This is a genomic window from Bradyrhizobium sp. JR4.3 (assembly GCF_040547695.1).
Classification (GTDB): domain Bacteria; phylum Pseudomonadota; class Alphaproteobacteria; order Rhizobiales; family Xanthobacteraceae; genus Bradyrhizobium; species Bradyrhizobium canariense.
The window spans coordinates 133,638-155,907 of sequence record NZ_JBEPQF010000001.1 but is presented as its reverse complement, the minus strand read 5'-3'; the positions used below and the strand labels follow the sequence as shown (position 1 = coordinate 155,907).

Here is a 22,270-nt window from a genome sequence, read left to right as displayed (position 1 = left end):
GCCGAATGTGGCGAGATATCTCTGCCCATGCCCGTATTTTGCCGGTGACTTCTCCTCGAATTCATTCAAGAATGGCGCCGGTTTGAACCGGGTATGCCCGGTAACTTCCACAGGCGACCACCCTCGAGGTATCTCATGAAATCACTGAAGCTCATCGGTCTGGCATTCGGCGCATCGATCGCGCTGTCGAGCGCAGCATTCGCGCAGGATGTCACCGTCGCAGTCGCAGGTCCGATGACCGGCGGCGAGTCCGCTTTCGGCCGCCAGATGAAGAACGGCGCCGAGATGGCCGTAGCCGACATCAACGCCGCCGGCGGTCTCAATGGCAAGAAGCTCGCGCTGTCCGTCGAGGACGACGCCTGCGATCCGAAGCAGGCGCGCTCGATCGCCGAGAAGATCGCCGGCGCGAAAATCCCGTTCGTGGCCGGGCATTATTGCTCGTCGTCGTCGATCCCGGCGTCGGAAGCCTATGCCGACGGCAACGTGCTCCAGATTACTCCCGCCTCCACCAATCCGAAGTTCACCGATAGCGGACTGTGGAACGTGGCGCGCGTCTGCGGCCGCGACGACCAGCAGGGCCTGGTCGCCGCCCAGTACATCGCCAAGAACTACAAGGGCAAGAACATCGCCATCCTCAACGACAAGACCACCTACGGCAAGGGTCTTGCGGACGAGACCAAGAAGGCGCTCAACAAGGCGGGCGTCACCGAGAAGATGTACGAGTCCTACAATAAGGGCGACAAGGACTTCAACGCGATCGTCTCGCGACTGAAGCGCGACAACATCGATCTCGTCTATGTCGGGGGCTACCATCAGGAGAGCGGCCTAATCTTGCGCCAGATGCGCGACCAGGGCCTCAAGACCGTGCTGATGGCCGGCGACGCGCTCGCCGACAAGGAATACGCCTCCATCACCGGCCCGGCCGGCGAAGGCACGCTGTTCACCTTCGGCCCCGATCCGCGCAACAAGCCGACCGCGAAGAAGATCGTCGAGGCCTTTAAGGCCAAGAACATCGATCCCGAGGGCTACACGCTCTACACCTATGCGGCGATGCAGGTCTGGTCGCAGGCGGCCAAGAAGGCCGGCACCACAGATGCCAAGAAGGTCATGGCGGCCATCAAGGCCGGCAAGTGGGACACCGTGATCGGGCCGATCGAGTATGACGCCAAGGGCGACATCAAGCAGCTCGACTACGTCGTCTACAAATGGGACGCCAAGGGCGGCTACGCCGCGATCAGCGGCAACGGCACCTAAGCACGGTTGCCGGGGCCTGAAGGCCTCATCAAATCATCATCGCGCCCCGGCTTGCCCCGGGGCGTTTCTTCCTGCGTCAGGATCAGACGGCTGCGGGCAGCGCGCCGTCCGCCGCGACTTGGGCCTTCCTTAGCGCTTGAAGAAGATCGTTCGGCCGAAACGGCTTTTGCAGGCAGACCACGTTGGCAAGGTGAGGCGATTGTTCCATGAAATCCAGCGCCGTCATCCCCGACACGGCAACGACCGGGAGGGTCGGTGCAAGCTCGCGCAGGGTCGCGATGACCTCGACGCCGCTGGTATCGCCGAGGAAAATGTCCACGATTGCCGCATCGAAGCGGGCCTCGGTGAAGGCTTTTACCCCGGCTGCGCCGCTATCGGCCTCAACGACGTCGTAACGGTTGACGCGCAGCACGATCGCGACCATCGCCCGGACGTCCTTCTGGTCGTCGATGATGAGAACGCGGGGCATAGGAACAACTCCCGGATCGCGAAATCAAAATGCCTGATTCAAACCTGGAACCCGTAGCAACGGGAGAGCATTATAGCACCGTCCAGTAAAGCGCATCTTACCCGATCCCCTGTGCGCGTTCCCCCCAAAATTAAGTAAGCTGTAACCTTCGGTTGAGTCGCGGTGGGTTTTGTCATGATGCGTGCCCAGAACCCGCTACCATGGACGGAAACTGATTAAGCCAAATGAGATTGGCAAAAATGCTCAAGACCGATCTGCGAGAGCTGCACGTGTCCGCACCGACCGATCGGAACACATTCCTTTCGACGCTGCCGGCCACCCCTAAAGACCGCACCGCAGCATTGACGATCGTGGGCGTCTCCTCGATCCTGTTCGCAATGGCCGTGCCCTTCGCAGGTATCCCGCTGCTGCCTGTGCCAGCCTTCGTCGCGAGCTATCAATCCGCTCTCGTCGTCGCGGACATCGTGACGGCGGTCCTGCTGTTGTCGCAGTTTGCGGTGCTCAGGACCCGCGCGCTGCTCGTGCTCGCGGCCGGCTATCTGTTCACCGCCGCCGCGGCCGTGGTCCACGCCCTCACCTTCCCCGGACTCTTTTCGCCGACCGGGTTGCTGGGGGCCAACCAGCAGACCACGGTCTGGCTCTACATGATCTGGCACGGCGGCTTCCCACTCTGTGTGCTGGCCTATGCCTGGCTGAAGGAGGCCGAGGGCGGCGCCAGGATCGCGGGCTCGGCAAGCAAGGCGATCTACGCCAGCGTGGTCGGCGTCGTCGCGGTCATGATCGTCTTGACCTGGGCCGTCACTGCCCAGCACGACCTGCTTCCGGTCCTGCTGCGCGATGGCCGTTACACGCAAATCATGATCGGCGTGGTGTCCTTTGTCTGGTCCTTGAGCTTCGCCGCGCTGGTCTCGCTGTGGTTCCGCCGTCCGCATTCGGTCATCGATGTATGGCTCATGGTGGTGATGTGCGCATGGCTGTTCGACATCGCGCTGTCGGCGATCGTCAACGTCGCGCGCTTCGATCTCGGCTTCTACGCCGGTCGTGTCTACGGCCTTTGCGCGGCGACCTTCGTGCTTGCGGTGCTCCTGATCGAAAATGTCCGCCTCCAGGCGCACACGCTGGGCCTCGTCGGCAGGCTGCGCCAGCAGTCGGCATTGGATCGCGACTACTACGGCAAGCGCCTTGCCCTGTACGGCGCCGTCGTCGAATCCGCCAATGATGCCATCATCACGAAGACGCTCGACGGCGTCATCACGGGCTGGAACAAGGCCGCCGAACATCTGTTCGGCTATGCCGCCGCGGAGGCCATCGGGCAGCCCATCGACATCATCGTGCCGGAGGACCGCAAGGCCGAGGTCAGGGGTATCCTGAACCGGGTCGGCGGCAACGAAACGATCGCCCAGCACGAGACGGTCCGCATCCGCAAGGACGGCCGGCGCGTCGATGTCGTCCTCAATGTTTCTCCGCTCAAAACAGCCAGCGGAGAGATCATCGGCGCCTCCAAGATCGCCCACGACATCACGGAAGAGAAGCAGGCACGAGAAAAACTGCGCCGCGAGGTCGAGGAGCGGGAGCGGATCTTCGAGACCTCACAGGACCTGATCCTGGTCACCGACGGTTTTGGCAATTTCATCCAGGTCAGCCCGAGCGTGAAGACCATTCTCGGCTTGAATCCGGAAGACATGATCGGGCACAGCGCCACCGAGTTCATTCATCCCGATGACCTCCAGAAGACGCGCGACGAGATGCGCGCGGCGCGGCGTGGCGCGGTCAAGCGCAGCTTCGAGGCACGCTACTACCATTACGACGGTCACGAGGTCACGCTGAACTGGATGGGCACCTGGTCCGAGCCGGTCAAGCGCCATTTCTTCATCGGCCGCGACCTCACCGAGAAGCAGGCAGCCGAGGCGCAGTTCAGGCACGTCCAGAAGATGGATTCCATCGGTCAACTGACCGGCGGTGTCGCGCACGACTTCAACAATGTGCTGACCGTCATCACCGGCACCATCGGCATTTTGGCGGACGCCGTCGCTGACCGTCCCGAACTCGCCGCCATCACCAAGCTGATCGACGACGCCGCCGAGCGCGGCGCGCAACTGACCAAGCATCTGCTCGCCTTCGCCCGCAAGCAGCCGCTCCAGCCGCGCGAAATCGACGTCAACGCATTGACGCTCGAGGCCGCAAAGCTGCTGCATCCCACGCTCGGCGAGCAGATCACCATCATGCCGCAGCTCACCGAGGATGCGTGGCCGGCACTGATCGACCCCGGCCAGCTTTCCACCGCGATCCTCAATCTCGCGCTGAACGCGCGCGATGCCATGCCCGACGGCGGCACGCTGGTGCTGGAGACCCGCAACATCTTCCTCGACGACGGCTATGCCAGCATGAATCCCGACGTGGTGGCCGGCAATTACGTCATGATCGCCGTCAGCGATACCGGCTCCGGAATCCCGCCGGAGTTGATGGACCGGGTGTTCGATCCCTTCTTCACCACGAAGGAGGTCGGCAAGGGCACCGGCCTCGGGCTCAGCATGGTGTTCGGCTTCGTCAAGCAGTCCGGCGGACACATCAAGATCTACAGCGAGGAAGGCCACGGCACGAGCGTGAAGATCTACCTGCCGCGCTCGAGCGGCGTGCAGGAGACCGATTTCGAGGCGCTCCAGAACGCACCCGTCACCGGCGGCCGCGAAAAGATCCTGATCGTCGAGGACGACGCGCTGGTACGGCAATATGTCGTGACTCAGATCAAGAGCCTCGGCTATACCGCCCTCGAAGCCGCCAACGCGGCCGAGGCCCTCGTCATCATCGACGCCGACAAGAACATCGACCTGCTGTTCACGGACGTCATCATGCCCGGCAACATGAACGGCCGCCAGCTCGCCGACGAGGCGGCTCGCCGCCGCCCCGATTTGAAGACGCTGTTCACCTCGGGCTACACCGAGAACGCTATCGTCCATCACGGGCGGCTCGATTCCGGCGTGCTGCTGCTGGCGAAGCCCTACCGCAAGTCCGAACTCGCCAAGATGCTGCGGACCGCGCTCGCGGGTTGAGCCTGCGGCATCCCTGCGATATCGCTGAAGCGAACGCCTTTCAGCCTGCGGAGCCGCCTTGAAAAACCTTCTCACCGATATCGCCGGCGTCCGCGTCGGCCATGCCGAGGATGCGAAAATCGCCACTGGCACGACCGCGATCATCTTCGACGCCCCAGCGGTTGCGGCCATCGATGTTCGCGGCGGCGGACCCGGCACGCGCGAAGACGCGTTGCTCGACCTCGCCAGCACCGTCGATCGCGTTGACGCGATTGCGCTGTCCGGCGGCTCCGCCTTTGGAATCGACGCCGGCGGCGGCATCCAGGCCTGGCTCGCCGAACAAGGCCGCGGCTTGCGGATTCGCGAGGCGGTGATTCCGATCGTGCCGGGCGCGATCGTTTTCGACCTGCTCAACGGTGGCGACAAGGCCTGGGGACGCTTCGCGCCCTATCGCGATCTCGGCTACGCCGCAGCGTTGGCCGCCAGCGACGATTTCGCACTGGGCAGCGTCGGCGCCGGCCTTGGAGCCACCACCGCAACCTTCAAGGGCGGACTGGGGTCGGCCTCCGCGGTCCTGGCCAATGGTATCAAGGTCGCAGCGATCATGGTCGTCAACGCGGTCGGCAGCACAACCGTTGGCGAAGGGCCTTGGTTCTGGGCTGCGCCGTTCGAGGAGAACGGCGAGTTCGGCGGGCGCGGTCTGCCGTCCGCGTTCACGCCGGACATGCTGGCGATGCGCATCAAGGGCGGACCCGCCGCGAGCGCGCGTGAGAACACCACGATCGGCCTCGTCGTTACCGATGCCATGCTGACCAAGGCCCAGGCCAAGCGGCTTGCGATGATCGCGCATACCGGGTTCGCCCGTGCGATTTATCCGGTGCATGCTCCAACCGATGGCGACGTGCTGTTCGCCGCCGCAACGGGCGAGAAGCCGATCGAGCCGCTGGTTGGCCTCACCGAGCTCGGAACCGTCGCCGCCAACGTGGTCGCACGCGCGATCGCTCGCGGCGTCTATAATGCGACGGCCCTGCCGTTTGCCGGCGCACTGCCGGCGTGGAAGGATCGGTTCGGCTAGAAACGAAATGGCGGAAACGGCGTTACCCCGAGGGAACGAGGCGCACCGCCATGCCGTCTTCCGTGATCCGGTTTGTCCGCTATGCGCCCGCGACGCGCGAACTGAAAGTGACTTTCGTCAGCGGACGCCTCTATGTCTACGAGGACCTCCCGCCCGAGGTCGCCGCCGCATTCAAGGCCGCGCGCTCAAAGGTACCTTCTTCAATCAAGAGATCCGCGATCGGTATGTCTACCGTGACATCACTCACGAATATGCGGGCTAGCCGTGAGCAGGGTTACACGCTCATCGACATCGATGAACCTGCAGTCGCTGAGGCGCCTTGTCCCTGCCCGCCCTGCCGCTGCATCAACTGCGCGAACAGATCGTACGCCGAATTACGAGAGCTGGAGGCGCCCGGGACCGTCGTCGACATCTTGAAGCCGTCGGCGTAGGTGACGGTGGTGGTGGTCGATCCGTCGGCGCCGGTCGTCGAGGTCGAGGTCGAGCCGCCCTTGGCCTGCGAGGAGGAATCCGAGCCGCTGCCGGACGCATCGCCCGCACCTTGCGCGTGATGGTGGCCGCGATGGCCGCTCTTCAGCGCCTTCGACATCTCATCGAGGCTGACGCTGCCGTCCGTGTTCGAATCCAGCTTCGAGAAAACGTCGTCGGCCTGCGCGAGGTTGGTGCCGCCGGCACCGAGCGCATTCTCGAATTCCGATTTGGTGATCTTGCCGTCGCCGTCCCCATCGATCTGCGAGAACAGATCCTTCAGGGCGGCGTCGCGGCGCGTCGAGGACGAGGACGTCGAACTCGACGAGGTCGAGCTGGCGGCGCTGCCGGTGCTGTCCGAGGATTGGCTCTGCGCGACGAACAGCGCGTTCATCGTCTCCGGCGAGATCTGCGGGGTTTTGCCCGCATTGACCGACGAGGTCGCGCCGGTCGTGCTGTTGCTGCCGCTGTCGATCGCGAACGGATTGGTCGCAGGCTTTTGCGAGGACCCCGTCTTCTGCGTCGACGAGGACGATTTCGAATTTGTCAGCGACTGGATCGCGTCGAGCGCGCTCGATACGGCCCCAAGAGCGAACAACATTGCACAACTCCAACCGATGCGGCATGCCGCGGCCAATGTTCTGTTCAGGTGAAGTCAGCAAGCGCCGTGCCAGCGCAAAAAGCTCAATGAAATCCGCTTTCACCGCACTTTGCACGGCCGGGAACACCGGCAATTCATGCCGGGCGCGGCAGAAATTTCCGCCCACAGGAAGCACGCCGCCCCTGCATTGCCCGGCTGAGAGGCCCATGTTAGGCGAGTCCATCTTTCACGGCCGCCACGGGAAACCGCCATGACCCAAGCCTTCGCTCCCCGCCCCCTGGCAATCGCGCCCTCGATCCTGGCTTCGGATTTCTCCAGGCTCGGCGAGGAGGTGCGCGCCGTGGACGCCGCCGGAGCCGACTGGATCCATCTCGACGTCATGGACGGGCACTTCGTTCCCAACATCTCGTATGGCCCCGACGTCATCAAGGCGATGCGTCCGCACACCAAGAAGATCTTCGACGCGCATCTGATGATCTCGCCCTGCGACCCCTATCTCGAGGCCTTCGCGAAAGCCGGCTGCGACCACATCACCGTGCATGCCGAGGCCGGTCCTCATCTGCACCGCTCGCTTCAGGCGATCCGCGCACTCGGCAAGAAGGCCGGCGTTTCGCTCAATCCGGGCACGCCGATCAGCGCACTCGAATACGTCCTGGACCTGGTCGACCTCGTGCTGGTGATGTCGGTCAATCCCGGCTTCGGCGGCCAGGCCTTCATCCCCTCCGCGATCGGCAAGATCCGCGACATCCGCGCAATGACAGCGGGCCGCCCGATCGACATCGAGGTCGATGGCGGCGTCGGCGCCGACGTCGCAGGTCCCCTGGCCGCGGCCGGGGCCAACGCCTTCGTCGCCGGCACGTCCGTGTTCAGGGGCGGCACGCAGGACGCCTACAAGACCAACATCGCCGCGATCCGCAACGCCGCCGCGGCTGCACGCGGCGAGGCGATCTGAGGGCCCGCTCGGCTCCGCAGACGTGCGGCTTCTACGGGTGCTGCGGCGCGCAATGCCTAAATTTGCAACCTTGATCCGTACTCCTCCGGGCTTCCCTGATTCGCGCAAATCACCGCTAGTGATTCTTGCCTGTTTTCGCGGGAGCACATCATGACGACGACCCTGGTTTGGACTGGCGTGGCGTTGTGGCTTGGTTTTTGTGCGTTTGTTGTGTTTGGTCCATCGGCCGGACCGGTGAAGGTCTCGGCTCGCTCGACCCGCATCGCTCGTCGCGACTGGTATCGGGCCTGACCCCATGCAGATCGAGTTCGTGAAGCGTCAGCCGAAGCGCCGGTGCCGCATCCCGCGGCGCCCGCATCCTGACCTCGATTTTTTCTTCGGTCGGCTCGAACGCACCGAAGGCGAGATGCGCGACGACACCGGGCCCGAGACGGGCCTGGATCACCCGCTCCGGTCACCGCGCCGGCAATGAATTCTTTTCTGGACCAAGCTCATGAAGCCGCATTGCCCGAACTGCCTGAAGGAAATGACCAAGGCATCCGCGTCGCGTAATCTGTTCAACTGCGAGCCCTGCCGCGAGATCATCCAGTTCTTCGGCGGCAGCGCGGATCACGGCGAGCCCGGCCCGCAATTCTCCTGGCCGATCCGTCGTAAGCGCTCCGTCCACACCGCTCACGCGGCCTGAACCTCCACGATCCAGAGCGCGGCCCTATCCGACCTCCTCGCCCGCATCCGCAGCCATTCGCGGCGGCCGGACCACGGTGACGGTGCAGGCCGCTTCCGAGGCCACCTTGGCCGAGACGCTGCCGAGCAGCGTGCGCCGGAACGAGCCCTGCCGCGCGCCGATGATGACGTGGTCGACGTGGTTGACCTCGCAAAACTCCAGGATGGCCGCCGCGGGATCGACGGCTTCCAGTACGTGAGCCGACAGCCGGCTCTCATCCAGCTTGAGCGGAGTGGCCCAGTGCCTGAGCGCCACCAACCGGTCGATATGCTTGTTGGAGCCCTGCTCATCCAGCGTCCTGTCGATCGCGATGCGGTTGAGCTTCAGCACGTTGAGACATGCGAGCCGCGCCGACGGCAGCGTGGCGAGAATGCGTTCCGTCGTCATGCGCAGAGCCTCGTTCAACTCCGGCTCGCCATCCGCCGTATCGAGCGCGACCGCAACGATCGGGCTCGATGCGATTTGGGCTGCGACATCCGATTTCGCGCGGGGCGCCATGCCCCCCTGGTTGAACCGGCGGCGCCATGCGACGCTGAGCGGATCGCGCTTCATTCGCTCCGAGCGCATCGTGAGCCTGATTTGGTCCGGATGGGTCAGATCGAAGGCGAGCTGCGACGCCGTCGGATAGCGCCGCACCGGCTCGATCTCGAGGCACCGCAGCGCCACCTCCTGGAGCCAGGGCGGATAGTCGGCGCGAAGCGAGCGCGGCGGGTGCGGATCGCGCCATAGCCGGCGCCGCATCGCACGCAGCGTCTCGCCCTCGCCGAACGGCCGCTCGCCGGTCGTGAAGAAATAGAGCAGCACGCCCAGCGAGAACAGATCGCTGCGCGGATCGTCGCGCACCCCCGACAGCCGTTCCGGCGCCATATAGGGCGCGGTGCCGTAAGGAAGGCGGAATTCCTCCTGCAACAGGTCCGGCAGATGGTTGTGATGCGACAGGCCATAGTCGATCAGCACCGCCTCGCCGCTCTCGCGGAACATGATGCTGCTCGGCTTGATGTCGTGATGGATCACGTTCTGCCGGTGCAAATCCGCGAGCCCCGTCGCGATCCTGGCGACGAGCTGCCGCGCCTCGTCATACGGCAGCGGCAGGTCGGGCAACCGCTTGTAAAGCGTGGTCCCGGAGATGCGCTCGATCACGACATAGGCCTGGTGGGCGAAATCGCCGGTGCCGAAACATGAGGGCACGTGCGGCCCGGCCAGCCGCGGCAGGATCATCATCTCCATCTCGAAGGAGACGATCGCGGCAGGGTCCTCGCCCTCCGACACCCGCGGAATTTTCATCAGCAGCGGCACGTCGAGGCCGGGACGGGTGACGGTCCACAGCGTCGCCATTCCGCCGGCATGGACGCATTCGCCGATCGTGTAGCCGTCGATCGCTGCGCCTGATTTGACGAGGGGTTTCGGCATCGGCCTCTAGCGCCCCTGCGACAGCCGGTCGGCGAGCCAATGCGGCAGGCCGTTCTCACGGATCCGGTTCGCGGCCGTCTCGACGTCGTAGGGCGCGCGGCAATAGGTGATCTGGCACGAGACCGTGTCGAACAGCGCGAAAGCCGCGGATGGATCGCTATCGCGCGGCTGGCCGACCGAGCCGAGCACAGCAAGCCATTGCCGCCCGCGCAGCAGCGGTACGGAGACGTCGGTCTTGGGCACGAGTCCCGACATCTTCGCCGTCACCGACATCGAATAGATCGCCGGGCGGTGGATGTGGCCGCAGAAGGTGACATGAGCCGGCGTCGCGATCAGGCTTTTGGCGGCGTCGGCGGTCGATCGGACATAGTGCCAGCTTCGGGGGCTGGAGGCTTCCGAATGCACGAACAGACGATCGCCGTCCTCCACCAGCATCGGCAATTCCGCCAGGAACCGCCGCTGCGCGGTGTCGAGCCGGCCGCGCGTCCATTCGATCGCGATTTGCGCCTCGGCATTCATGGTCTCGGCGGAGGAATTCACCGCCTGGTCATGATTGCCGCGCACGGCGACGGCGCCCTGGGCAACCAGCTCCATCGCGGTATCCACCACCCATTCCGGATCGGCGCCATAGCCGACGAAGTCGCCAAGCAAGATAAAGCGCTCGGCGCCACGCGCCCGCGCGACCTTCAGGCACGCCTCGAACGCCTGCCGGTTGCCGTGAATATCCGAGAAGACAGCGAGAAGCACGCACCCTCCACCCCTCGAACCTTATTGGGAGCCGATAAGGCCAAATTGAGGGAGGTCAAGAACATGCGCCAGCGGCGCGCGGTTTGCCAGCGCTGCCCTGTCGCGATGGTGAAGAGCCTATTGCTCGTCCTTCGGCGGCATCCGGGGCGGCGGAATCGGGGTGAACACGGCGCCTTGCGCGCCGACCGGGGGTGCCGCGAATTCGCCGGTCGAGGAATCGCCGCCGCTCGTCTCCATGATGGTCTTGGGCGTCACATACTCTCTGACCATGTCGATCAGGCTGCCATCGCCGCCGCCGAAATCGGCGGCCCGGCCGCCTTGCGGATGTCCCAGCGCGATCTCGTTCTCCGCCGCGTGGGTCTTGTCGGCCAGCCTGTCATTGTAGGGCACACGAAAGGCGCGCGGGATGCCGCTCGGCCGATTGTCCTCGTCGAGCTGCTCGACCCAGAGATAGATCGAGCCGGGATCGCCCTCGAGCGAATGCGGCTCGACGATGCGGGCCTTCAGCAGCTTGAAGGAGACCGGCAGCCGGTCGGCGCTGGCCCAGCCGAGCAGCCCGCGCATTTCCGTGAAGCTGACGACATAGAAGGCGCTGGTCACGACCACCGCGACCGCCTTGAACGACCAGTGCAGCCGCGCATAGACGAGCACGACCAGCAGCAGCGCGCCGATGACGGCGTAGGCTATCGATAGCGTGAGGATGACCGTCTGCAAGCTAGTCACGGCGCACTCTCACAGCGTTCTTGCTCACACCGGTGTTCGGGTCGAGATCGGCGCCGTTGCGCCAGCCGCTGCGGAACGTCTCCAGCAGCGATTTCGGCCGCTGGTCCACATTGACGACCTTGCCTTCGGCATCGAGCCGGAACCGCACCGCGGTCTTCTCGTCGCCGGTGTGATCGACCGTGAACTTGTTATCGAAGATCACCTGCGCCGTCGGATTGAGTTTTTGCACCTTCACATTGGCCGTGACGGGTTCGCCGGTCGTCGCGACGAAATGTGAGACATTGACGGTGTATTCGCCGGCAATGATGCCGCGCACCGTGACGATCTCCTCGCGAATCGGCGAGGCAATCTTCTTGCCGTTGACGACGATGAAGTCGTTGGCTCCGCCCCGGTCGTCGCGATCGAGCGTGAGGAAGCCGGCCTCGCGGTGGCGATACCAGGCGATGTTGCCGGCGGGATCCTGCACGAACAGGTCGAGATCGTCGGGGTGGCTGTCCGGCCAGTCCAGCGTGATCATGAACTCGGCCTTGGAATCGATCTTGCCGTCCTTGGCGTCCGGCGAGACCGCGAGCAGCGCGAGGAAGAACAGGAAAGCGATCACCTGGAGCGCCTTGAACAGCATCACGCCCAGCGGGTCGAACGGCTCCTCGCGCGGATAGAGACCGAAATCATCCATCATGGCGCGATTCCAAAACCCTTGCGCTCCAGCACCGGCGTCACATAGGTCTCGGTCAGCACCACCGCATCCGAGAACACCTTCTGGGTCGCGGCATCCAGCATGTAATACTGGATGCGGACCAGGATCGAACCGACCAGGCCCGCCAGAGTCGTGTACATCGCGACCGCCATGCCGTCGCTCATTAGTCCCATTGAGGATCGCATCGCGACCTTGTCGGCGGCATCCAGCCCCGCGATCGGCGCCAGCATGATGATGAAGCCGACGATGGTGCCGAGCAGGCCGAGCTTCATCAGCGTATCCGAGACGAAGGCCCCGAAGCCGTTGGAGCCGCGCAGCCGGTCGGCGAGCGTTCGCAGCAACAGCGTCTGGTCGACCGGGCGGTAGTCCTGCGCCGCGGCCTTGGTCACGAGGCTCTCGATGTGGTCCCGCACCAGTCCGCGTGGTAGCGCCGCTGCGCCGGCGTCCAGCGCCCTGCCGCCCTCGGGCGCCGCAAGCACCGCGCGGCAGCGCCGGGCCGCCGCGCCCTCACGGGCGATGGCCCGCGTACGCAGGAAGCAGTGACCACAAGTGACGACATAGAGCAGCGCGATCACGCTGGAAATGTAGGTCCGGTCCGAGGTCAGCATCAGACGGATCAGGCCGAACCGCCACAGCAGCACGACGGCGAAGATCGAAAGCCCGGTGAAGATCATCCAGAACAGGAGCGCGCTACGCTCGGATGGGTCGGCAGCAGGCCCCGCGATCGGCCCAATCGTCATCGAACTCATGCTGCACCGCTCCTGGCCGTGAATTCCGCCCATTAGATCAAAGCCGCCGCGCCCGGTCCAAAGAGCCATGCCCAATCCGGCTTGGGAAATTTGCCCGAGCTGCCAACTTGCCGTGCCTCGCAATTGGCAAGGCGCGGCGGCGTTGTTAGGCTGACCTTACCAAACTTTGGGGTGATCGCATGCGCCTTGTGCTTCAGCTTATCGCCCGTCTGTTTCTCATCGTCGTGCTCTGCCTTGGCGCGGCGACCATCTGGGCCACATTCGACGCCTATCGCAGCGTCGACCGGGCGACTGCGGCCTCGGCGCAGCGGGTCGCCCAGGCGCTTCAGGCTCTGTATTGGCACGAATTCCTGTTGCGTAGCAGCAGAACGCGCGAGCAGCTTCTGCCGGTTCCGGAGTGGCGCACGCTGGAGACGATGAAGCTGATCTCACCCGGCGTCTGCGTCGAGTTCCAACCGGCCATCGCATTCGAAAAGCCGCTCTGCGGCCAGAGCGAGGGGCTCGGCAAGACGCCGCCGCGCTGGTTCGCCTCGATTGTGCCGACCTTCCTCGGCAGCCATGCCGAAGTGATACGGCCGGTCAGTCCCCGCGCGGCGACCGCCGGAACGGTGGTCGCGACGCCGGATGAAGCGGCCGCCATCTCGCTCGCCTGGGAATACGTCCTCAACGTGATCGACGTCGCGCTTTTGATGGCGGCGGCGATCGCGCTGCTGGCGTCGCTCGCGATTGCGCATGCGCTGGCGCCGGCGCGCACGATCGTGACCGCCCTGCAGCGCATGGCGCGCGGCCAGTATCGCACGAAACTGCCGCGCTTCCGCTCGATGGAGCTGGCGATGATCGGCGGCGCTGTCGGCGAGCTCGGCGGCCGGCTGGAGGAGGCGACCGAACAGCGCGCGGCGCTGACGCGGCGCCTGATCGAGATCCGCGACGACGAACGCCGCGCGCTCGCCCGCGAGTTGCACGACGAGTTCGGACAAAATCTCTCGGCCATCCTCGCCTTCGCCAACACCATCGAGACGGCGAGCACGAAGGCAGACAAGCGCAACGACATCGTGCAGGACGCGCGGATGATCTCACAGGCCACGCATCATCTGATGGCCTCGCTGCGCGACGCGCTGAAGCGCCTGCGCAATCCCCTGCCCGCCGAGCTTGGGTTGGAAGCGAGCCTCGTGAATTTGGTGGATAGCTGGCGCTCGCAGAGCTCGGTGCGGCCGACGATTCAGCTCGATCTCAGGGGCGACCTCACCGACATCAGCGGCCCGGCCGCGACCACCGCCTATCGCGTCGCGCAGGAATGCCTGACCAACGCGTTGCGCCACGGCACGGCACGCGAGATTTCTCTGCACGTCGAGCGGCGCACGGGCGACGACGATGCATTGCTGATCCGTGTCGATGACGATGGCGGCGGCGACGCAGCACGCGTCAAGCAGTCGGCCGGCTTTGGCCTCACGGGCATCCGCGAGCGCGTCGCAGCGGCCGGCGGATCATTCTCGATCCTGCCCGCCCGAGGCGGACTCAGCATCGCCGCCACCATCCCGCTCGCCGCGTGAGGCCGGGATGAACGAGATTATGGCAACAGGCATCTCCGTGCTGTTGGTCGACGACCATCCGATCGTGCGGCAGGGCTATCGGCGCGTGCTGGAGAGCCAGGGCGATCTGCATGTCGTGGCGGAAGCCGACAACGCCGCGGATGCCTACAGCGCCTTCAAGGCGCGCGATCCCGATGTGGTCTTGCTGGATATCTCCATGCCCGGCGCGAGCGGGCTGGAAGCCATCCGCAACATCCGCGCGCGGAGCCTGCGGGCGCGGATCCTCGTTTTCACCATGCACAACGAGGCCGTGCTGGTGAAGGCAGCCTTCAGTGCCGGCGCCAGCGGCTTCGTCACCAAAAGTAGCGAGCCGTCCGCGGTCGTGTCCGCGATCCGCAGCGTGGCGCGCGGCGAACGCGCCATGAGCGACGACATCGCGCACATCCTGGCCGAGGACAGCCTGTCGGCGGGCTCTGCGCTGGATCAACTGGGAGAACGCGAGATCGAGATTCTGCGCCAATTCGCCGGCGGCGCCACGACCGAACAGATCGCAACGAATCTCAATCTCAGCGTCAAGACGGTGCAGAACTATCACTATCTGATCAAGACCAAGACCGGCGCGCGCACGGATGCGCAGCTCGTACGATTGGCGGCGAATTGCGGACTGACGAAGATCTAGAGGGTGACGGCGTGCCGTTCGCTGCGACCAGAATATCTGGTCCCCGACTGGCCACCCCCAACGAAGGTCTCCAAGTCTCTCTTAGATTGTGCTACGCTCCACCACAGGCACGGCATCCAGCATCAAGCGGCCAGTGGATGTGTGTCCGGCTCCGATCTTTCGACTGGAGCCAATTTGGACGGCTCTCGAAGCCGCCCTCGTTCCCGTTGTATGTCTTGCACGACAACAGGAGACGCTTCCATGAACATCAGGGACAGCCTTCTTGCAGCACTGATCGCCTCCAGCGTTTTCGCGACCGGGCTTACGGAAAGCGCGGCAGCTGAGGCGAAAGACCAGATCACCATTCTCTATGACGCCTTCGGCACCAATGACGCGATGACAAAGGACTGGGGTTTCTCCGCCCTTGTCGAAATCGCGGGAAAACGCATCCTGTTCGATACGGGTAACGATCCCGAAATATTCGCGGCGAACGTGAAGGCCAAGGGAGTTGATCTCTCGGACCTCGACTTTGTCGTTCTTTCGCACCGCCACTCCGATCACATGGCGGGCTTGTCCTACCTCCTGAGCATCAATCCAACCGTCAAGATCTACGCGCCAAAGGAGGGATTTGGCATCTACGGCTCGTCCTTGCCGTCCAGCTTCTACCGCAAAGACGAGGCCTTGCCGCCGGAGATGCGGTACTATTCAGGCAAGCCGCCCGCGACGATGAAGTTCGGCACGGCATGGGCCCACGCGAACTTCGAACTGATCGATCAGACCACCGAGATCGCTCCCGGTATCACGCTTATCTCGCTGATTTCCGACGCACCGGGGACGAGAGAACTCAAGGAGCTGTCCTTGGCCGTCAACACGGCCGACGGCTTGGTCCTTCTGGTCGGTTGCTCGCACCCCGGGATCGAGCGCATCGTCGAAGCGGCGGCGGGTATCAATCCCAGGATTCATCTCATCGCGGGAGGATTTCATCTGGTCGTCGCACCTGACGAAGCTATCGCGAAAGTCGTTACCGCCCTGAAGGACAGGTTCAAGGTCGACAGCGTAGCCCCGGGACATTGCACCGGTGAGCCGACTTTTGCCGCGCTCAAGACGGCGTTCGGCGACAACTATCTCTACGCAGGCCTCGGCACGTCGATTCCGGTTGCAACGGTTGCGGGCGTGAATGTCAGACGCGGGGAAGGTCCGACGCTTGACGACCTTGCGACCTATCGCAAACTCGCGGGGCGCGAAGACCCGTTCGGCATATTGCGGTTGCGCAGCTCGCGGTTGGCACCCGCGCTTTAGGGCGCTGGCGCGCGGCTCGCACCTTTAGATCACGTGTGGCCGGATAGAATTGGAACTGACGCCGTCGCGCCGTGGTTAGTAGCGGAGTGAGGGAGTTGCGCCATGAGTAAGGCTATCCGCGAAGCCATCCATCATCCCCCGATCATCACTGTCGGCGAGCTCATCGATGAACTCTGCCGTCTGCCAGACACAGCGACGATCCAATTCCACTGCCCCATTCTCGAACAGGAACTTGCGTTCTACCGCCTTCGAAAGCGGTCAAAGGACGTGGTCGAAATCGAAGTCAATACCTATCCGGAAAGCCCGTCGGTCGTGCCATCGGCCAACGCCGCCCTACGCGCGCGAAAAAAGACCCATCATCCGCGCTCGCTCGGCAATGGCGTTGCCCATAAGGTCTGAGATAGAACCGCGACAGGTCACGTCAGGTGTGACGGCTTCGGAACGCGTGAAGGAAGTTGGCCTACGCCTTCAGCCCGCGCAATACCAGCGTGAGCGTCAAGACGGTGCAGAACTATCACTATCTGATCAAGACGAAGACCGGCGCGCGTACGGATGCGCAGCTCGTGCGGCTCGCAGCGGCTTGCGGGCTGACGAATTTCTAGCGTCCGCCGAGTTCCGCCACCCCGCGCCGAAGTTCCTTTGGTCGCAATGAAATCCAACCCAAAGCAAATCTCCGCCATCAACTCCGAGCAGATTCGACGTCAAGCGCGGCCACAGCGCGTCTCGCAAAGAGCTCCGCTGCTTTCAGGCCCCGCGACTGAAATGAAATCGGAGTGAAGCGACATGCACCAACTGCCAAACGACACCATCGCAGTCACCCTGCCGGACTTCGGTCAATCCATGACCGTGCTCGGAGATCCCGGGTTGGCAACCGATGACTGGGGCGGAAACGATGCGCTGACGGCAGCCATATCGAGTCTCAACTCGAACGTGACGCTCGTTGGGGAAGACCTGGTGGCCATGCATGGCAATTCTCACGGAGGAAACGACAGTCTCCTGGTGAGCGTGGATGGCGGCTGGGATAGTGCCGTTGCCGTTGGCGATGCCCAATCCATGGCGGACAACAGCCAGGGCGGTAACGACACCCTCAATGTCGATGCCCACAACTCGCTCTACACCAATGTTTATCTCTATGGCGATGTCCAAGGCGACATGTCGGGCAACGCGGGAGGCGGAAATGACACACTGACGGCGTCGACCGGTTGGAGATCGTTCGGGTCGCTCAGCGGGGACGCTGGTGGTGCCATGAGCGGCAATGCGCACGGCGGAAATGATACGCTGAGCGCGACGGATTATGGGATAAATGGCGGCGGCGACGCACTCAGCGGCGATGCCATTGGCGCCATGACCGACAATGCGGTTGGCGGAAACGACATCTTGACCTTTGCGGCAAGCAGCGACGCCCAGCTCGGGGGAGGAAGCCTGTCGGGGGATTCGGGAACGTCCATGTCCGACAATGCTCAGGGCGGGAACGATATCCTCACCGCCGTCGTCGATGGCGAGCGAGCTGCTTTCAGCACGACGTTGACCGGCGACGCTCCCACAATGTCGGGCAATGCTCACGGCGGGAACGACATCCTCACCGGCGGATCGAGCCCCGATCGCCTGGCGGGCGATGCGATGAGCTACGCTCCTTCCTCACCCGGCTCGATCACCGGAGGCACGGATACCCTCAACGGTGGCGCCGGCAATGATCTCCTGTGGGGCGGGCCCAACAACGACACGTTCGTCTTCAACACGGGCTCCGGCCAGGACATCATCAACGACTTCAATCAAGGCAACCAGGCTGTCGGCAGCACCACCACCGAACATGACCTGATCAACCTGCATGACTACGGCTTCGCAGACTGGGCAGCCGTCTCCAGCCTCATCGGCGACAATAGCGCCGGCGATGCCGTGATCCACCTCACCGCCAACGATACGATCACGTTGGACGGCGTGCACACGGCGGCCCTGCATCCAACGGACTTCGTCATCTGACGGCTCACAGCCAAGCAGGATGATGGGATGGTGGTCACGAGAGAATCGTCGAGGCCAAGCCCGTCATCCTGCCAAAGGCATGAGCAGGAGCGGATCAAGCGCCAAGCTGCGATACGCGTTGGCTCCGCAACCTCACGCCGCCTTCAGCCCGCGCAATACCAGCGCCAGCGTCGCATCGACACGCGCCGAAAGATCGGCGTCCTTCCACTCGTCGGCGTGGGCCGGATGGTGGAAGCGGACGGTCGCATCGAAGATGGCGCGTGCGGTGGCCTTGACGTCGCCCACCTCGAACACGCCCTGCTTCACGCCGTCGGTCAGGATCGCCGCGATCTGGTCGATCATGGTGTCCTTGTGACACTTGACGGCTGCACAGGCCTCGCGCGCCAGAGTCAGATAGGTCTCGAACATCTCGGGGTCGTCGAGCACGCGCGAACGCTTGGCGGCGAACAGGGTGCGCAGCCAGCGGTCGAGCCTGTCAGGGGCCGGGCCCTGCTCTTCGGCAAGCTGGCGTAAGGGCGCGTCGATGCGGTCCAGCCAGCGTTTGGCGACGGCCTCGCGCAGTGAGGCCTTGCTCGGGAAATGGCGGTAGACGCTGCCGTGGCTCACATCGAGCGCACGAGCCACGTCGACCACGGTGGCTTTGGCGAGCCCGTAGCGCCGCAGTACGTCCTCGGTGACTTCGAGGATCCGCTCCGGCGTCAAGATAACGGCTTCGTTCATGCCAGCACCATGTTCCCGTTGAGGGCTCAGTTACCCGGCGACGGAGCTGCTTCCGAAGCGCCCGTGCCGGTCGTTTCGGAAAGCTCTCGCCCTAATGAGGCAGTTTTGCAGCCTGCGCCGCGATTTGGCGCGCCACCAGTAAATTGAGCCAGTGCCCAATCGTCCCGGTCAAATTGATGATTTCGGTCGTCATTGTCGTAAGTCTCCAATCAATTGGCGGTCCCCGTTGTTCAATTGCAGCCCTCAATCCCCCATTTGCTTGGGACGTCGGGCTCTCGGGATGCCGCCAGACGCCCAATTGGAGCGTCCGAGAACGGATATACACGTCTCGCTGACAGATTTCAATATCTGTCAGTCAATGGTTCGTGATTGACAGTTAATTTCTGCAGCTCCGGGGCGCCGGGCTGGCCCGTCGCCCGCCACGTCCGGGGCGATGAACCTCGCCCAGCCCAATCATCCCCCGCTACCTTGCCGGCGCCGTTTGTTTCGCCCTCCCCGCTCTGCTAGATCACGGCGTAAAAAACATTCTGGCCGGTGTCGCCCTTTGGGTCGCCCGCCCACCTTCCTGGAGCAGTCCAATGATCCCCCGCTATACTCGCCCGGAAATGGCCTCGATCTGGGAGCCGCAGACCCGGTTCAAGATCTGGTTCGAGATCGAGGCGCATGCGGCGGACGCCCTTGCCGAGCTCGGCACGATTCCCAAGGAGGCCGCCAAGACGGTCTGGGCCAAGGCCAAGGACGCCACTTTCGACGTCGCCCGCATCGACGAGATCGAGCGCGAGACCAAGCACGACGTCATCGCCTTCCTCACCCACCTCGCCGAGATCGTCGGCCCCGAAGCGCGCTTCGTGCATCAGGGCATGACCTCTTCCGACGTGCTCGACACCTGCCTCAACGTCCAGCTCACCCGCGCCGCCGACCTGCTGCTCGCCGACCTCGACAAGGTGCTGGCGGCGCTGAAGAAGCGCGCCCTCGAGCACAAGATGACGCCGACCATCGGCCGCAGCCACGGCATCCACGCCGAGCCCGTGACCTTCGGCCTCAAGCTCGCCTATGCCTATGCGGAATTCTCGCGCGCCAGGGAGCGCCTGATCGCGGCGCGGAAGGAAGTCGCGACCTGCGCCATCTCCGGCGCGGTCGGCACTTTTGCCCAGATCGACCCGCGCGTCGAACAGCATGTTGCCAAGGCCATGGGCCTCGTACCCGAGCCGATCTCGACGCAGGTGATCCCCCGCGACCGCCACGCGATGTATTTCTCGACGCTCGGCGTGATCGCGTCCTCGGTCGAGCGTTTCGCGGTGGAGATCCGCCACATGCAACGCACCGAAGTGCTCGAAGCCGAGGAGTTCTTCTCCGAAGGGCAAAAGGGTTCGTCCGCGATGCCGCACAAGCGCAATCCGGTGCTCTCGGAAAACCTCACCGGGCTGTCGCGCATGGTGCGCGCCTATGTGACGCCGGCGCTGGAGAACGTCGTGCTCTGGCACGAGCGCGACATCTCTCACTCCTCTGCCGAGCGCATGATGGGCCCCGACGCGACCGTGACGCTCGACTTCGCGCTGGTGCGCCTCGCCGGCCTGATCGACAAGCTGCTCGTGTACCCCGCCAACATGCAGAAGAACCTCGACCGCCTCGGCGGCCTCGTGCATTCGCAGCGCGTTCTGCTGGCGCTCACCCAGAAGGGCGCAAGCCGCGAAGACGCCTACAAGCTCGTGCAGCGCAACGCCATGCCGGTCTGGCGCGGCGAAGGCGACTTCCTCCAACTCCTGAAGAAGGACGCTGACGTGAAGAAGTATCTCACCGACGCCGAGATCGAGGAGCAGTTCGACCTCGGCTATCACTTCAAGCACGTCGACACGATCTTCAAGCGCGTGTTCGGCGAGAGCTGAGCGTCATTGGTGGCCCGGGTGAGCGCAGCGACACCCGGGACTTCTCCCACAAAGATCCCGGATTTCGCTTCGCTCATCCGGGCTACAAATCAAGGCGGACCTTCCTCATGCCCATCGTCAACCGCGTTGCCGCCCTCTCCGACGAAATGGCCGCCTGGCGCCATGACTTCCACGAGAACCCGGAACTGCAATACGACGTCCACCGCACTGCCGGCATCGTCGCCGATCGCTTGCGCGAGTTCGGTTGCGACGAGGTGGTGGCGGGCATCGGCCGCACCGGCGTCGTCGGCGTGATCCGCGGCCGCAAATCCGCCTCCGGCAAGACCATTGGCCTGCGCGCCGACATGGACGCGCTGCCGATCATGGAGACGTCGGGCGTGCCCTATGCCTCCAAGGTCCCCGGCAAGATGCACGCCTGCGGCCATGACGGCCACACCGCCATGCTGCTCGGCGCCGCCAAATATCTCGCCGAGACGCGCAACTTCGACGGCACGGCCGTGGTGATCTTCCAGCCCGCGGAAGAAGGCGGCGGCGGTGGCAAGGCGATGGTCGAGGACGGGCTGATGACACGCTGGAACATCCAGGAAGTCTACGGCATGCACAACATGCCGGGCCTGCCCGAAGGACATTTCGCGACCACGCCCGGCGCGATGCTCGCCTCCTCCGACAACATCCAGATCACGGTCCACGGCAAGGGCGGCCACGCCGGCGCGGGTCCGCACAAGTCCATCGACAGCGTGCTGATCGGCGCCCAGATCGTCAACGCGCTGCAATCGATCGTCGCGCGCAATGTCGATCCGCTGAAGTCCGCCGTCATCTCGATCACGCAATTTCACTCCGGCACGGCCTTCAACATTATTCCGGAGATCGCCGAGCTCGGCGGCACCGTGCGCACGCTCGACCCTGAGGTGCGCGATCTGGTCGAGCGCCGCATCGGCGAAGTCGCCGACAGCGTCGCGCGCGCCTATGGCGGCTCGGCCGAGACCAAATACACGCGCATGTATCCGGTGACGATGAACCATGCGCGCGAGGCGCGCCTTGCCGCCGACGTCGCCCGCGACATCGTGGGTGCCGAGCGCGTCAACGACAAGTTCATTCCGATGATGGGCGCCGAAGACTTTTCCTTCATGCTGGAAGCGCGCCCCGGCGCGATGATTCTGGTCGGCATGGGCGACGGCAACGAGTGCCACCACCCGGCCTACGTCTTCAACGACAACATTCTCGGCCACGGCGCATCCTATTGGGCGCGCCTGGTGGAGACGCGGATGCCCGCGGGTTAGCGCAGGTCTCGTAGGGTGGG

22 protein-coding genes and 2 pseudogenes are annotated in these 22,270 nt (G+C 64.2%); 16 read left to right on the top strand and 8 right to left on the bottom strand.

Annotated elements, in window-relative coordinates:
* Nucleotides 1–135: 135 nt before the first annotated feature.
* The gene (locus ABIB91_RS00800; protein WP_007602405.1) at nucleotides 136–1,254 is read left to right on the top strand and encodes a branched-chain amino acid ABC transporter substrate-binding protein; all 1,119 of its coding nucleotides are present in this window, start codon (nucleotides 136–138) and stop codon (nucleotides 1,252–1,254) included.
* Nucleotides 1,255–1,336: 82 nt separating this feature from the next.
* On the opposite strand, the gene ABIB91_RS00795 is transcribed toward ABIB91_RS00800, so the two are convergent.
* A complete protein-coding gene (locus tag ABIB91_RS00795; RefSeq protein ID WP_354159071.1) occupies nucleotides 1,337–1,723 on the bottom strand; it encodes a response regulator in 387 nt (128 codons plus the stop codon).
* 239 nt (nucleotides 1,724–1,962) lie between these two features.
* Here ABIB91_RS00795 and ABIB91_RS00790 point away from each other — a divergent pair, with 239 nt between their 5' ends.
* The 3 genes and pseudogenes from ABIB91_RS00790 to ABIB91_RS41680 form a co-directional block, all read left to right on the top strand.
* Nucleotides 1,963–4,773 (top strand): PAS domain S-box protein, encoded by a 2,811-nt coding sequence (locus ABIB91_RS00790; RefSeq protein WP_354159073.1) that lies wholly within the window; start codon nucleotides 1,963–1,965, stop codon nucleotides 4,771–4,773.
* A gap of 58 nt (nucleotides 4,774–4,831) precedes the next feature.
* Entirely contained in the window at nucleotides 4,832–5,827 is a 996-nt protein-coding gene (locus ABIB91_RS00785) for a P1 family peptidase (protein ID WP_354159075.1), read from the top strand.
* Nucleotides 5,828–5,877: 50 nt separating this feature from the next.
* Nucleotides 5,878–5,958 (top strand): annotated as a pseudogene (locus tag ABIB91_RS41680) (KTSC domain-containing protein); the annotation flags it as partial.
* 143 nt (nucleotides 5,959–6,101) lie between these two features.
* Here ABIB91_RS41680 and ABIB91_RS00775 read toward each other — a convergent pair.
* Complete coding sequence (locus ABIB91_RS00775; protein ID WP_354159076.1) at nucleotides 6,102–6,896, bottom strand: EF-hand domain-containing protein; 795 nt, start codon at nucleotides 6,894–6,896, stop codon at nucleotides 6,102–6,104.
* Between the two features lie 250 nt (nucleotides 6,897–7,146).
* On the opposite strand from ABIB91_RS00775, the gene rpe reads away from it, so the two are divergent.
* The 4 genes from rpe (at nucleotide 7,147) to ABIB91_RS00755 (ending at nucleotide 8,533) form a co-directional block, all read left to right on the top strand.
* Nucleotides 7,147–7,848 (top strand): ribulose-phosphate 3-epimerase, encoded by a 702-nt coding sequence (gene rpe, locus ABIB91_RS00770; RefSeq protein ID WP_007602383.1) that lies wholly within the window; start codon nucleotides 7,147–7,149, stop codon nucleotides 7,846–7,848.
* 150 nt (nucleotides 7,849–7,998) lie between these two features.
* A complete protein-coding gene (locus tag ABIB91_RS00765) occupies nucleotides 7,999–8,139 on the top strand; it encodes a hypothetical protein (protein WP_007602382.1) in 141 nt (46 codons plus the stop codon).
* Between the two features lie 4 nt (nucleotides 8,140–8,143).
* Entirely contained in the window at nucleotides 8,144–8,320 is a 177-nt protein-coding gene (locus ABIB91_RS00760) for a hypothetical protein (RefSeq protein WP_354159078.1), read from the top strand.
* Between the two features lie 21 nt (nucleotides 8,321–8,341).
* Nucleotides 8,342–8,533: a hypothetical protein gene (locus ABIB91_RS00755; RefSeq protein ID WP_007602380.1), complete on the top strand. Its 192-nt coding sequence runs from the start codon at nucleotides 8,342–8,344 to the stop codon at nucleotides 8,531–8,533.
* Nucleotides 8,534–8,557: 24 nt separating this feature from the next.
* Here ABIB91_RS00755 and ABIB91_RS00750 read toward each other — a convergent pair whose 3' ends face one another.
* From ABIB91_RS00750 to ABIB91_RS00730, 5 genes are all read right to left on the bottom strand, one after another.
* Entirely contained in the window at nucleotides 8,558–9,982 is a 1,425-nt protein-coding gene (locus ABIB91_RS00750; protein ID WP_354159081.1) for a protein kinase domain-containing protein, read from the bottom strand.
* Nucleotides 9,983–9,988: 6 nt separating this feature from the next.
* The gene (locus ABIB91_RS00745) at nucleotides 9,989–10,729 is read right to left on the bottom strand and encodes a metallophosphoesterase family protein (RefSeq protein ID WP_354128090.1); all 741 of its coding nucleotides are present in this window, start codon (nucleotides 10,727–10,729) and stop codon (nucleotides 9,989–9,991) included.
* Between the two features lie 117 nt (nucleotides 10,730–10,846).
* Nucleotides 10,847–11,452, bottom strand: a complete 606-nt coding sequence (locus ABIB91_RS00740; RefSeq protein WP_354159083.1) for a hypothetical protein — start codon at nucleotides 11,450–11,452, stop codon at nucleotides 10,847–10,849.
* The gene (locus tag ABIB91_RS00735; protein ID WP_354159085.1) at nucleotides 11,445–12,131 is read right to left on the bottom strand and encodes a DUF2135 domain-containing protein; all 687 of its coding nucleotides are present in this window, start codon (nucleotides 12,129–12,131) and stop codon (nucleotides 11,445–11,447) included. Before ABIB91_RS00735 ends, ABIB91_RS00740 begins: the two co-directional genes overlap by 8 nt.
* Nucleotides 12,128–12,898, bottom strand: a complete 771-nt coding sequence (locus tag ABIB91_RS00730; RefSeq protein WP_354159087.1) for a MotA/TolQ/ExbB proton channel family protein — start codon at nucleotides 12,896–12,898, stop codon at nucleotides 12,128–12,130. The genes ABIB91_RS00735 and ABIB91_RS00730 overlap by 4 nt, the downstream gene beginning before the upstream one ends.
* A gap of 179 nt (nucleotides 12,899–13,077) precedes the next feature.
* On the opposite strand from ABIB91_RS00730, the gene ABIB91_RS00725 reads away from it, so the two are divergent.
* The 6 genes and pseudogenes from ABIB91_RS00725 (at nucleotide 13,078) to ABIB91_RS00700 (ending at nucleotide 18,364) form a co-directional block, all read left to right on the top strand.
* Nucleotides 13,078–14,448 (top strand): sensor histidine kinase, encoded by a 1,371-nt coding sequence (locus ABIB91_RS00725; RefSeq protein WP_354159089.1) that lies wholly within the window; start codon nucleotides 13,078–13,080, stop codon nucleotides 14,446–14,448.
* A gap of 7 nt (nucleotides 14,449–14,455) precedes the next feature.
* Entirely contained in the window at nucleotides 14,456–15,106 is a 651-nt protein-coding gene (locus tag ABIB91_RS00720) for a response regulator (RefSeq protein WP_354159090.1), read from the top strand.
* Nucleotides 15,107–15,346: 240 nt separating this feature from the next.
* Complete coding sequence (locus tag ABIB91_RS00715) at nucleotides 15,347–16,384, top strand: MBL fold metallo-hydrolase (protein WP_354159092.1); 1,038 nt, start codon at nucleotides 15,347–15,349, stop codon at nucleotides 16,382–16,384.
* Nucleotides 16,385–16,486: 102 nt separating this feature from the next.
* Nucleotides 16,487–16,783 carry a hypothetical protein gene (locus tag ABIB91_RS00710; protein ID WP_007602351.1) on the top strand — a complete coding sequence of 99 codons (297 nt, stop codon included), beginning with the start codon at nucleotides 16,487–16,489 and terminating at the stop codon, nucleotides 16,781–16,783.
* Nucleotides 16,784–16,869: 86 nt separating this feature from the next.
* Nucleotides 16,870–16,986, top strand: a pseudogene (locus tag ABIB91_RS00705) (DNA-binding response regulator); the annotation flags it as partial.
* A 181-nt stretch (nucleotides 16,987–17,167) separates the two neighbouring features.
* Nucleotides 17,168–18,364, top strand: coding sequence for a calcium-binding protein (locus ABIB91_RS00700; protein WP_354159094.1), 1,197 nt, complete (start codon nucleotides 17,168–17,170; stop codon nucleotides 18,362–18,364).
* A 132-nt stretch (nucleotides 18,365–18,496) separates the two neighbouring features.
* On the opposite strand, the gene ABIB91_RS00695 is transcribed toward ABIB91_RS00700, so the two are convergent.
* Nucleotides 18,497–19,084 (bottom strand): TetR/AcrR family transcriptional regulator, encoded by a 588-nt coding sequence (locus ABIB91_RS00695; protein ID WP_354159096.1) that lies wholly within the window; start codon nucleotides 19,082–19,084, stop codon nucleotides 18,497–18,499.
* A gap of 578 nt (nucleotides 19,085–19,662) precedes the next feature.
* Here ABIB91_RS00695 and purB point away from each other — a divergent pair.
* Together purB and ABIB91_RS00685 are read left to right on the top strand one after the other, a co-directional pair.
* Nucleotides 19,663–20,970, top strand: a complete 1,308-nt coding sequence (gene purB, locus ABIB91_RS00690; protein ID WP_007602341.1) for an adenylosuccinate lyase — start codon at nucleotides 19,663–19,665, stop codon at nucleotides 20,968–20,970.
* A 107-nt stretch (nucleotides 20,971–21,077) separates the two neighbouring features.
* Nucleotides 21,078–22,250, top strand: coding sequence for a M20 aminoacylase family protein (locus tag ABIB91_RS00685; RefSeq protein WP_354159099.1), 1,173 nt, complete (start codon nucleotides 21,078–21,080; stop codon nucleotides 22,248–22,250).
* The last annotated feature ends 20 nt before the right edge of the window (nucleotides 22,251–22,270 follow it).